Annotated in this window: 11 protein-coding genes and 1 rRNA gene (1 of these 12 cut by a window edge); 4 read left to right on the top strand and 8 right to left on the bottom strand. The window is 54.7% G+C overall.

The window, feature by feature from the left end; translation table 11 throughout:
- Positions 1-24: 24 nt before the first annotated feature.
- From coq7 to hemJ, 6 genes are all read right to left on the bottom strand, one after another.
- The gene (coq7, locus tag RHM59_RS19190; RefSeq protein WP_322166355.1) at positions 25-672 is read right to left on the bottom strand and encodes a 2-polyprenyl-3-methyl-6-methoxy-1,4-benzoquinone monooxygenase; all 648 of its coding nucleotides are present in this window, start codon (positions 670-672) and stop codon (positions 25-27) included.
- A 125-nt stretch (positions 673-797) separates the two neighbouring features.
- Complete coding sequence (locus RHM59_RS19195; protein WP_322166354.1) at positions 798-1,136, bottom strand: histidine triad nucleotide-binding protein; 339 nt, start codon at positions 1,134-1,136, stop codon at positions 798-800.
- Between the two features lie 64 nt (positions 1,137-1,200).
- On the bottom strand, positions 1,201-1,989 hold the full coding sequence (locus RHM59_RS19200; protein WP_322285222.1) for an SDR family oxidoreductase: 789 nt from the start codon (positions 1,987-1,989) through the stop codon (positions 1,201-1,203).
- 61 nt (positions 1,990-2,050) lie between these two features.
- Entirely contained in the window at positions 2,051-2,956 is a 906-nt protein-coding gene (locus RHM59_RS19205; RefSeq protein ID WP_322285223.1) for a DUF805 domain-containing protein, read from the bottom strand.
- Positions 2,957-3,026: 70 nt separating this feature from the next.
- On the bottom strand, positions 3,027-3,995 hold the full coding sequence (locus RHM59_RS19210) for a nitronate monooxygenase family protein (protein WP_322285224.1): 969 nt from the start codon (positions 3,993-3,995) through the stop codon (positions 3,027-3,029).
- A gap of 27 nt (positions 3,996-4,022) precedes the next feature.
- A complete protein-coding gene (hemJ, locus tag RHM59_RS19215; protein WP_322171188.1) occupies positions 4,023-4,451 on the bottom strand; it encodes a protoporphyrinogen oxidase HemJ in 429 nt (142 codons plus the stop codon).
- 137 nt (positions 4,452-4,588) lie between these two features.
- Between hemJ and argC the strand changes: the two genes are divergently transcribed.
- Complete coding sequence (gene argC, locus RHM59_RS19220; RefSeq protein WP_322166350.1) at positions 4,589-5,623, top strand: N-acetyl-gamma-glutamyl-phosphate reductase; 1,035 nt, start codon at positions 4,589-4,591, stop codon at positions 5,621-5,623.
- 170 nt (positions 5,624-5,793) lie between these two features.
- Positions 5,794-6,144, top strand: a complete 351-nt coding sequence (gene erpA, locus RHM59_RS19225; protein WP_322166349.1) for an iron-sulfur cluster insertion protein ErpA — start codon at positions 5,794-5,796, stop codon at positions 6,142-6,144.
- Positions 6,145-6,214: 70 nt separating this feature from the next.
- Here erpA and RHM59_RS19230 read toward each other — a convergent pair whose 3' ends face one another.
- Together RHM59_RS19230 and RHM59_RS19235 are read right to left on the bottom strand one after the other, a co-directional pair.
- Complete coding sequence (locus RHM59_RS19230) at positions 6,215-7,318, bottom strand: anhydro-N-acetylmuramic acid kinase (RefSeq protein WP_322166348.1); 1,104 nt, start codon at positions 7,316-7,318, stop codon at positions 6,215-6,217.
- Positions 7,319-7,321: 3 nt separating this feature from the next.
- The gene (locus RHM59_RS19235; RefSeq protein ID WP_322285225.1) at positions 7,322-8,740 is read right to left on the bottom strand and encodes a peptidoglycan DD-metalloendopeptidase family protein; all 1,419 of its coding nucleotides are present in this window, start codon (positions 8,738-8,740) and stop codon (positions 7,322-7,324) included.
- Positions 8,741-8,951: 211 nt separating this feature from the next.
- Here RHM59_RS19235 and tyrS point away from each other — a divergent pair, with 211 nt between their 5' ends.
- Both tyrS and RHM59_RS19245 read left to right on the top strand, forming a co-directional pair.
- Positions 8,952-10,151, top strand: a complete 1,200-nt coding sequence (gene tyrS, locus RHM59_RS19240) for a tyrosine--tRNA ligase (protein ID WP_322285226.1) — start codon at positions 8,952-8,954, stop codon at positions 10,149-10,151.
- Between the two features lie 500 nt (positions 10,152-10,651).
- Positions 10,652-11,069: ribosomal RNA gene (locus RHM59_RS19245) — 16S ribosomal RNA — on the top strand (it continues 1,121 nt past the right edge of the window).

Raw genomic sequence — 11,069 nt, forward strand, 5'->3', positions numbered from 1 at the left:
GCCTTTTTTATGCAGACAAAACGGTTAGACCCGATAAGTGGTTTTGGTCATGACTTTGGCAAGCACACTCATGCCGAACTTGATCGGTCGTGGGAAGCGGAATCCACCGGCCTCCAGCGCGCTTTGGGCGTGATGTTCTTCATCGTTGCGCATTTGCTCAAGAATGGCTCGGGATTTTTCGTCCTCGGCAGGCAATTGCGTCAAATGGTCATTCAGATGCTTACAGACTTGATCTTCGGTGGCGGCTACAAACCCGAGGCTGACTTTGTCACTGATCAGACCGGCCAATGCACCGATGCCAAACGACAGCCCGTAAAACACCGGGTTGAGAATGCTGGTGTGGCTGCCCAACTGGTGAATGCGTTGTTCGCACCACACCAAGTGGTCAATTTCTTCTTCTGCGGCGTGCTCCATGGCCGCACGCACTTTCGGCAACTTGGCGGTGAGCGCCTGGCCTTGGTACAGCGCCTGCGCACAGACTTCGCCGGTGTGGTTAATGCGCATCAGGCCCGCGACGTGCCGGGTGTCGGTGTCGTTCATCTTCACATCAGGCTGAACGATGGCGGGAGAAGGACGATACGGTTGAGCGCTGAAAGGCAGCAACGTACGCATTGCGGCATCGGCTTGTAACAGAAGACGGTCAACAGGCGAGTAGTGACGTTCGGTAGCCATGGGCACCTCCGGGTAAATCCACGGCAGCCAGTCTACCCGAATCGATCAGGCGCGGCTTGAGCTGGATCAGGCCGCCAGGGTCTGGGATTGTGACGCCGGCGAGCCTAAGTCATTGAAAAGCTGAATTAGCCCGGTGGCCAGTGCATCTGGCGCTGACCCAGTACGTGCATGTGAATGTGATAAACGGTCTGTCCGCCCAGCTCATTGCAATTCATCGTCACCCGGAAGCCGTCTTCGCAACCCAGCTCTTTAGCCAAGCGTTGAGCGGTGAACAAGATATGGCCTAGCAGACCTTTATCTTCTTCGGTCACGTCGTTCAGCGTACGAATCACTTTTTTCGGAATCACCAGAAAGTGAACCGGTGCTTGTGGGGCAATATCATGAAAGGCCAGCACTTGGTCATCTTCGTAGATGATCTTCGCCGGTATCTCTCTGTTGATGATTTTGGTGAACAGAGTCTCCACAGCTATTTCTCCGTTTGAATAAGTGAGCGAGTGTAATGACGCCGACGGATCACGCACAGTGCTATTAGCGAGGGCAGTGAGCCTTGTTGAACGCGCCGGCTATTTTTCTCGTCAGCCAGCGTGGCGTCAGGCGTGGGGTAAAGGCCAGCAGCTTATTGCGCAAACCTGGAATAATCACTGCGCGATTTTTCGCCAGTGCGCGGACGGCATACAGCGCGACCTCTTCAGGGCTCATCATCCGACTTCCATCGAAAAGCTTGCCCACCTCCATTTGTGCGGTTTGAAAAAACGCCGTACGTGTCGGACCAGGGCAGAGCACTGATATTTTTACCCCGGTGTTCTTCAGCTCCTCACGCAGTCCTTCGGAAAAACTCAGCACGTAGGCTTTGCTCGCATGGTAACTGGTCATCCATGGACCGGGGCGAAAGGCTGCTACCGAGGCGACGTTCAGTATTTGCCCGCCGCCCTGCACGGCCATGGCGTTACCGACGCAATGGCACAGCCGGGTGAGGGCCAGAATGTTTACGTCGATCAAGTCCTGATCAACACCCCATTCTTGAGCGAGAAACGGGCCGCAGGTGCCTATCCCGGCGCAATTAACCAGCAAGTCTATCTGTCGCTCGCCGTCTTCCAGCTCCAAAAGAAACCCAGAGAGCCGCAGCGGCTCGCCGAGATCGCACGCGCGAAACAGCACTTCCACCCCGAAGCGTTGTGTCAGTTCGAGGGCGATGGTTTCCAGCTCTTCACGTCGGCGGGCGACCAAAATCAGGCTGCGACCCCGACGTGCCAGGGCTTCGGCCAGCGCCAGGCCGATACCACTGGAGGCGCCAGTAATCAGAGCGTAACGGGTCATGCAGATTCTCCAGGCAGCGCGCTCGATCCAGGCCGGTGACAGTCTTGGGCGAGTCAGCGCGTTATTTGTCTTTGTAGTCTACAGAGGGCGGTGTGCTGTCGGCGGGTTGCGCGGCATCGTTGTCGTTGTCGTCGTCATAGGGCAGCGTGTTTTCGTATTCGTTGGCGGTGGTCTGCACTTCATTCTCGAACAGGCCAAGGCCACCAACAAAAAAGCCGGCTGTGCCCAGTGCGAGAATCAGCAACCAGATGCAGGCAAGAATCTTCACTGTCTTGCTGTTCGGCGGTTGTGGTGCACCGTACTCATTCGCTCCAGCGTTACCGGGGACGACCATCATCAGGATTGGAAACAGCGTACCCACGAACGGCACGATGTTGAGTAGCAATAGCCAGGCAGACCAGCCCGCGTCGTGAAGCCGCTGCGCGCCGATTTGCACACTGATGATAATAAACGCCACCACCGCGATGGTGGTTAGCAGCCCGCCGGCGATCAGCGAGCTTGTCATCAGCGCTGCGCATATCGCCGCTGCAACGCCAATCGAGACCATCAGCACAAGGGACCAGGCCAAGTAACGCAATCGGCCGATCCGCCCTTGAACGCTGAAAACTTTCAGTTCGGAAAATCCCTCCAGGGTCGAAACAACCGGCGCCTGAGGTGAGGCATAAGGTGATGGCTCTATTTGGGGTCGGTACGATGGTGATTGATGAGTATCGTCCGACGTTGCGCTGACGGGGGATTCAACTTCGATGTGCGCTTCCACGCCCGCCTCATGCAGCGCCTCCAAGTAGCGCAGGGCCTGTTCATGGGACAGGCCGTGTTTGAGCGTGGCCGCTCGACCGCTGAATAGCTTTTCCACAATCGACGCATCACTTTTGAACAGCTCCGTCAGGTTTAACGAGGCGGTCTCTCTTTCGACACCGTTGCGTAATTGCCCGTTGAAGATGATCTTGAAGTGCGGGTCGGCCATGCTTGGCTTCCTTGTCTGGTAGTGCGCCAGGTCCTTACGGTGGACGGATGGCTATTGATGGGGCAAGTGGCTAGCGCGGCCAATGCTTTGCCAGTTCGATCGACCGAGTTTGTGCGGTGCGATATTCGGCATCCAGGCGCGCAATCAGTTCATTGACGTCGGGCAGGTCGTTGATTTCACCGACCCCTTGACCCGCAGACCATACGGTTTTCCAAGCCTTCGCTTCGTCGGTTAGGGGCTTGAGTTTAGCGCCTGCACCGGTCTCGACGTTCTCTTTTAGGGCGGCAAGGTCGAAGCCGGCTCTTTCCAGGCTCTGCCGCATGAAGCTGGCAGGTACCCCGGAGACTGCGGCGGTGTGCACAATATCGGCGGCTTTTGAGGCCATCAACATTTCTTTGTAGGCATCAGGCGCATGGCTTTCGCGGGTGGCGATAAAGCGTGTGCCGAAGTAGGCAAGGTCGGCGCCGAGTAATTGGGCGGCGAGTATCTCGTGGCCGTGATTAAGGCAGCCCGCCAGCAGTACTGTTCTATCGAAGAATTGGCGAATTTCAGCGATCAATGAAAATGGGCTCCAGGTGCCCGCATGCCCGCCAGCGCCTGCCGCGACGGCGATCAAACCATCAACACCAGCGTCGGCGGCTTTTTCTGCGTGACGCCGCGTTGTTACGTCGTGAAACACCAGTCCACCGTAGCCGTGCACCGCATCGACCAACTCCTTAACGGCGCCAAGACTGGTAATGATGACGGGTACTTTGTGCTCAACGCAAATGTCCAGGTCGGCCTGCAGCCGTGGATTACTGTTGTGCACGATTAGGTTGACGGCGTAGGGCGCGGCGTTATCAAGCCCTGCCAGCCCTGCATCAATTTCCTCCAGCCACGCCTTGAAGCCGCTGCTTTCTCGTTGGTTCAGCGCAGGAAAACTTCCCACGACACCATTGCGGCAGCACGCCAAGACCAGTTGCGGATTGGAAATCAGAAACATCGGTGCGACCACGACGGGTAGGCGCAAACGATGTTCAAGCAGCGTTGGCAGTGACATAAGCAGTACCCCTTATCCAGCTGTTGATTAGAAAGGCCTGACCACCACGAGTATGACGATAGCGAGCAATATCAGGACCGGGATTTCATTGAACCAGCGGTAATACACATGGCTGCGGCCATTCTCGCCCCGGGCGAAACGTTTTACTTGGGCGCCGCACACGTGGTGATAGCCGATCAACAGCACGACCAATGTGAGCTTGGCATGCATCCAGCCTTGGCTGAAGTAACCGCTTGGGTTGAGGCTGATCAACCAGATTCCGAACACCAAGGTTGCAATCATCGCTGGCCCCATGATGCCCCGGTACAGCTTGCGCTCCATGATGCAGAAGCGCTCACGGCTGACAGCGTCTTCGCTCAAGGAGTGGTAGACGAACAATCGTGGCAGGTAAAACAGCCCTGCAAACCAGCAAACGATTGAGACGATGTGGAACGCTTTAAGCCATAGATAGAGCATATTGGGTTTTTTCCAGGATTCACGGTGGCCAAATAGTAGTGGCATGAGCGGCCTTACGTCACCTTCGCGGTTGTCGCACGCGCTCAACGCCCATATCATCGACGGCTTTCCAGTAGGTTCGTTGAAGGGGCAGATTTATGGTCAAGGTCGGAATCGTCGGCGGCACGGGTTACACCGGGGTCGAGCTGCTGCGTCTGTTGGCACAGCATCCACAAGCCGAGGTGGTGGTTATCACTTCTCGCTCTGAGGCGGGGTTGCCTGTAGCCGACCTGTACCCGAACCTGCGAGGCCATTATGACGGTTTGACCTTCAGTGTTCCGGATGTTGAAACGTTGGGCGCCTGCGATGTTGTATTTTTCTCGACACCGCACGGCGTGGCTCATGCACTGGCAGGCGAACTGCTGAAGGCCGGCACTAAGGTCATCGACCTTTCGGCGGATTTCCGTTTGCAGGATGCTGACGAATGGGCCAAGTGGTACGGGCAACCTCACGGCGCTCCTCAATTGCTTGAAGAAGCGGTATATGGGCTCCCAGAGGTCAATCGCGAGCGGATCAAAACCGCGCGTTTGATCGCAGTGCCCGGCTGCTATCCAACGGCGACCCAGTTGGGTTTCTTGCCGCTGCTTGAAGCGGGCCTGGCAGACAATTCCCGGTTGATCGCCGACTGTAAGTCTGGCGTGAGCGGTGCGGGTCGTGGTCTGAGCGTTGGGTCTCTGTACGCTGAGGCCAGTGAAAGCTTCAAGGCCTATGCGGTTAAGGGGCATCGTCATTTGCCAGAAATCACCCAAGGTCTGCGCAGGGCGGCTGGCGGTGATGTCGGTTTGACCTTCGTGCCGCACTTGACGCCAATGATTCGCGGCATTCACTCGACGCTTTATGCGACTGTGGTCGATAAGTCAGTTGATTTGCAGGCGCTGTTCGAAAAACGTTATGCCAACGAACCCTTTGTTGACGTGATGCCTGCGGGTAGCCATCCCGAAACCCGTAGCGTAAGAGGTGCCAATGTCTGCCGCATCGCCGTGCATCGTCCGCAGGGCGGCGACATCGTCGTGGTGTTATCGGTAATCGACAATCTCGTGAAGGGCGCTTCGGGCCAGGCTGTGCAAAACATGAACATCATGTTCGGGCTCGACGAGCGCCTCGGCCTGTCCCATGCGGGGATGTTGCCCTAAGGGCAGCTTCAAGCTTCAAGCTTCAAGCTTCAAGTGAGCATGAAACCTCTTGCAGCTTGAGGCTTACAGTTCGCCGCTGCCCTCTTACAATAGTTGACCGATTTACTAGGGTAAGAGGATAATGCGCGTCATTACGCATTATTGCGGCATAGCGCCGGGAGATAATTAGCATGAGCGTCGAAACCTTCACGCCAACGGCATTAGAGTTCACACCCGGTGCAGCGCACAAGGTGAAGACTTTGGTCGATGAAGAGGGCAATGATCGCCTTAAACTGCGCGTATTCGTAACCGGTGGTGGCTGCTCAGGTTTCCAGTATGGCTTCACGTTCGATGAAGACATTGCTGATGACGACACTATTGTTGAGCGTGACGGCGTGAGCCTGGTTGTTGATCCTATGAGCTTCCAATATTTGGCAGGCGCAGAAGTGGACTATCAGGAAGGCTTGGAAGGATCCCGCTTTGTGATTAAAAACCCGAATGCTTCCACCACTTGCGGTTGCGGCTCGTCATTTTCGGTCTGATTTATCGATGGGTAGCAGGGTTTGTAATTGAAGATGCGCCGCACTGACGTGCGGCGTTTTGCTGTGTGCGTCAGGCTGGGTAAATGGCGCCGAGTACGCGCAAGCCCCGGGCACCCGTCACTGTCGGACGGTTGGCGGGTACGCCTTCTAGGCAGCAATGCGCCAGCCAGGCAAACGCCATGGCCTCGACCCAATCTGGATCCACGCCATACAGCGCGGTGCTGCTGACTTTGGTATTGGGCAACAATGCAGCAAGTCTCGCCATCAGGGTGGCGTTATGCGCGCCACCCCCGCAAATCAACAACTCGTCAGTAACGGCTTGAGCGATCTGTAGCGATTGAGTAATCGTTAATGCGGTCAGTTCGGTCAACGTTGCTTGAATGTTTTCTGGCGGGAAGCTTGGCAGTTGAAACAAGTGGTGTTGCAACCAGCTGAGGTTGAAAACCTCGCGGCCCGTACTTTTTGGACCTTGGGTTAAAAAGAAAGGGTCGCTGAGCAGCGATTGCAGCAATGCAGGTTCAACCTGTCCGCTCGCGGCCCATGCACCGTCCTGATCGTAATTCAGGCCGCGCTGCGTCTGTATCCACGCATCGATCAAGACGTTACCCGGACCACAATCGAAGCCAGCAACTGGTCTGTCAGGTTCGATCAGACTCAGGTTACTAAAGCCGCCGATGTTGAGTACGGCTCTATGGTCTTGCGGCGTGCCGAGGGGTTTATCGAACAGCGCTTCGTGAAACGCAGGGACCAGCGGTGCCCCCTGTCCGCCGGCGGCGACATCCCGGCGACGAAAGTCACTGACCACAGTGATTTCAGTCAGTTCGGCGAGCAGTGCAGGGTTACCAATCTGAATAGTGAAGCCGCGAGCGGGCTCATGTCGGATGGTCTGGCCATGACTTCCAATAGCGCGAATCTCTCCAGGAGAACGCTGCTCTTGTTCGAGTAGGGTCAGAACACCTTGGGCGGCCAAGCGTACCCATTTTTGCTCGGCGATCGCTGCGCGGGCGAGTTCGTCTGTGCTACTGGCGCACAAACTTAGAAGCTCAGCGCGCAGGTCTTCCGGCATGGGGATGTAGTGAGTTGCCAATAACGTTGGGCGGTCACCTTGCTCAATAAGAGCGATATCCAACCCATCGAGGCTGGTTCCAGACATCACACCTATATATAGCGCCATTTTTTATCTCTTGCTGGAGGCCAGCATGGTGGCCTTTTCCTGGTCCATACGCGCCATCAATGGCTGACTTTGCTGCAGGAAACGTTGTTTTTCAGCTTTAGCAATCGGATCGGCCATCGGCAGTTTCTGACCTAGCGGGTCGACGTGAACCCCGTTGACCTGAAACTCGTAATGCAAGTGTGGTCCAGTCGATAAGCCGGTGGTACCAATATAGCCAATTATCTGACCTTGCTTGACGTTAGCACCGGCCTGTATGCCTTTGGCAAATCCCTGCATATGACCGTAAAGCGTTCGGTAAGTCTCGCCATGTTGAAGGATTACCGTATTACCGTAACCGCCCTTTCGTCCGGCCAGCAAAACTTTTCCATCACCGGTCGCCTTGATTGGCGTACCACGGGGAGCGGCGTAGTCGACGCCTTGGTGCGCGCGAATCTTGTTCAAAATAGGGTGCTTGCGACCCATGGAGAACAACGAACTAATCCGTGCGAAATCCACCGGAGTGCGGATAAATGCTTTCCGCATGCTGTTGCCTTCAGCCGTGTAGTAATTGGTGTTGCCTTGTTTATTGGTGTACCGGATCGCGGTGTAGCTTTTTCCACGGTTGGTGAATCGTGCGGAAACGATATTGCCGTTACCGACGGTCTTGCCATTTACAACTTTCTGTTCATAGATCACATCAAACTCATCACCTTGGCGAATATCTTGCGCGAAGTCGATGTCGTAGCCAAAAACGCTGGCCATGTCCATGGTCATGCTATGGGATAAGCCGGCGCGTTGAGCGGAAAGGGACAGAGAGCTGTTGATGACGCCGTGCGCATAGGCTGTGCGTATAGTGGGTTTGGTAATTTCGCGACTGAATGAATAGCCTTTATCGGTCTTGGCCAGGCTGATGCTTTCTAGGTCACTGACCTTGCTGTGCAGTTGTTCGAGCTGGCCGTCCGGGCTCAATTCAAATTGCAATATTTGGCCGCGCTTCAGTTGGCTGAATTGCTTGGCTTGTTTGTCGCTGGCCAGTACTTCATGCACCGCGCCAGCAGGGAGCCCGACCCTTTCGAAAAGCGTCGATAGGGTGTCGCCCTTGGAGACGATAACTTCTTTGTGACCTGGATTCTTGGCGACGGAGAGGCGAGTGGTTTGCGCCGCTTCAGCATTTTCTTGAGGTTCGTTGGCGCTGTTTTCTATCTGGGCGAATGGTGACGCGCTAGGTTCAGGTGTGGCTTGGAGCGGATCTTGAGCGTCTTGTTGTTCTGTCAGTTGATCTGCAGACGTTTCGAGGTCGTGGTTTCGTGTGGTTTTTTTGGCTTCAACGTCGCTTGACGGGAAGACCAGAAGCGCCAAGCTAAGCAGTGCGGCGATACCGCTGGCAGCAAGCAGGTGGCTCTTCGGATAAAGCGGGGGCGCTTTAGGCGTTGTATTAATCATAGGTAATTTTGACTTTGAAAAGATGAATTGGAAAAGATGAATGACATGATGAAGATGAAATAACTGTATAAAATATAACCAAATCGTATCCGAAGCAACCCTGCGAATGGATCAATGCCCTATTCGTCAACCTTCGCTGGGCAAAACTTGTAATTGAACACTGATCTTGTATGGTTGGTGCCCATTTGAAATGAGCCATAACGGGGCTGTCATGAAATCGGTTGAAGAGCAGCTAGCGCTGATCAAGCGCGGTGCAGATGAACTCCTGGTCGAGTCAGAACTGGTCGAAAAGCTTAAGCGTGGTCAGCCACTGCGAATCAAGGCAGGGTTCGATCCTACGGCACCTGATCTGCACTTGGGTCATACCGTGCTTATTAATAAGCTGCGCCAGTTTCAGGAGTTGGGTCATCAGGTTATTTTCCTGATTGGTGACTTCACCGGGATGATTGGCGATCCGAGCGGCAAAAGCGCAACGCGGCCTCCGCTGACGCGGGAGCAAGTGTTGTCCAACGCTGAGACCTATAAAACCCAAGTCTTCAAAATTCTTGATCCGGCAAAGACCGAGGTGGCATTCAACTCCACCTGGATGGATCAAATGAGTTCTGCCGATTTCATCCGCCTATCTTCCCAGTACACCGTGGCGCGGATGCTTGAGCGGGATGACTTCCATAAGCGTTATTCGACTAATCAGCCCATTGCTATCCATGAGTTCATGTATCCGCTGGTGCAGGGGTATGACTCCGTAGCGTTGCGTGCCGATGTCGAGCTGGGCGGTACCGATCAGAAATTCAATCTGCTGATGGGGCGCGAGCTGCAGCGCGCCTACGGCCAAGAAGCGCAATGCATTCTGACCATGCCTTTATTGGAAGGACTGGACGGCGTGAAGAAGATGTCCAAGTCCCTGGGTAACTATGTTGGGATCCAAGAAGCGCCGGGCATCATGTATAGCAAGCTGGTCTCCATTCCTGATGCGCTGATGTGGCGCTACTTTGAATTGTTGAGCTTCCTTTCTATGGAAGAGATCAATGGCTTTAAGGCGGACGTTGAAGCAGGCTCCAATCCTCGCGACATTAAAATCAAGCTGGCCGAAGAGATCGTTGCGCGTTTCCATGGAGGTGAGGCGGCCGCCTCTGCTCATCGCTCCGCGGGTAACCGCATGAAGGACGGAGAGCTTCCTGATGACTTGCCCGAGATCGGCATCGCCGGTTCGGAAGACATGCCCATTGCTGCTGTTCTTAATAAGGCAGGGTTAGTCAAGAACTCGGCAGTCGCACGGGATCTTCTGGCTTCTGGCGGGGTGCGTATAGATGGTGAGGTTGTGGATCGCGGGTTCGTCTTCAAACTCGGTGCGACCCACGTTTGTCAGGCAGGGAAGAAGTCTTTCGGGCGAATTACGCTTAATTTGGAATAAGCTGCGATTAAGTCTTGACGTAACTTTTCCTGGGCCTATAATTCGCACCTCTTCCGGAGCAGATGAAACGGAAACTCCTTGTTAATCAATGAGTTAGCCAGATTTGTCAGCGAGGAAGAGGCTTCGATCGCGGTGATCGGAAGCGGTGAAAAAAGGCAGTTGACAGCGAGTTGAAACGCTGTAGAATTCGCCTCCCGCTGACGAGAGACGCGAAGTTGATCGAAGCGCAAGTGGTTGAAGTTGCAAAGGAAACTTTGAAACGTGTTTGAAATAACCGCTTGACAGTAACAGGCGCTGCTGTAGAATGCGCGCCTCGGTTGAGACGAAAGAATCAACCCACCGCTCTTTAACAATTGAATCAAGCAATTCGTGTGGGTGCTTGTGCCGTAAGACTGAAGTCAACTGATTATCAGCAGTCACCAGTTACTCCGCGAGAAATCAAAGAATAACCAACGATTGCTGAGCTAAATTTAGGGTTTTTTAAAAACCCAAAGATGTTTGAACTGAAGAGTTTGATCATGGCTCAGATTGAACGCTGGCGGCAGGCCTAACACATGCAAGTCGAGCGGCAGCACGGGTACTTGTACCTGGTGGCGAGCGGCGGACGGGTGAGTAATACCTAGGAATCTGCCTGGTAGTGGGGGATAACGTTCGGAAACGGACGCTAATACCGCATACGTCCTACGGGAGAAAGCAGGGGACCTTCGGGCCTTGCGCTATCAGATGAGCCTAGGTCGGATTAGCTAGTTGGTGAGGTAATGGCTCACCAAGGCGACGATCCGTAACTGGTCTGAGAGGATGATCAGTCACACTGGAACTGAGACACGGTCCAGACTCCTACGGGAGGCAGCAGTGGGGAATATTGGACAATGGGCGAAAGCCTGATCCAGCCATGCCGCGTGTGTGAAGAAGGTCTTC

The organism is Pseudomonas sp. MH10, from assembly GCF_034353045.1.
GTDB lineage: Bacteria > Pseudomonadota > Gammaproteobacteria > Pseudomonadales > Pseudomonadaceae > Aquipseudomonas.

Excerpts from the sequence above, each read along its gene's own strand:
- coq7 (WP_322166355.1), bottom strand. The coding sequence starts at position 672 with ATGGCTACCGAACGTCACTACTCGCCTGTTGACCGTCTTCTGTTACAA.
- RHM59_RS19200 (WP_322285222.1), bottom strand. The coding sequence starts at position 1,989 with ATGACCCGTTACGCTCTGATTACTGGCGCCTCCAGTGGTATCGGCCTG.
- RHM59_RS19205 (WP_322285223.1), bottom strand. The coding sequence starts at position 2,956 with ATGGCCGACCCGCACTTCAAGATCATCTTCAACGGGCAATTACGCAAC.
- RHM59_RS19210 (WP_322285224.1), bottom strand. The coding sequence starts at position 3,995 with ATGTCACTGCCAACGCTGCTTGAACATCGTTTGCGCCTACCCGTCGTG.
- hemJ (WP_322171188.1), bottom strand. The coding sequence starts at position 4,451 with ATGCTCTATCTATGGCTTAAAGCGTTCCACATCGTCTCAATCGTTTGC.
- argC (WP_322166350.1), top strand. The coding sequence starts at position 4,589 with ATGGTCAAGGTCGGAATCGTCGGCGGCACGGGTTACACCGGGGTCGAG.
- erpA (WP_322166349.1), top strand. The coding sequence starts at position 5,794 with ATGAGCGTCGAAACCTTCACGCCAACGGCATTAGAGTTCACACCCGGT.
- RHM59_RS19230 (WP_322166348.1), bottom strand. The coding sequence starts at position 7,318 with ATGGCGCTATATATAGGTGTGATGTCTGGAACCAGCCTCGATGGGTTG.
- RHM59_RS19235 (WP_322285225.1), bottom strand. The coding sequence starts at position 8,740 with ATGATTAATACAACGCCTAAAGCGCCCCCGCTTTATCCGAAGAGCCAC.
- tyrS (WP_322285226.1), top strand. The coding sequence starts at position 8,952 with ATGAAATCGGTTGAAGAGCAGCTAGCGCTGATCAAGCGCGGTGCAGAT.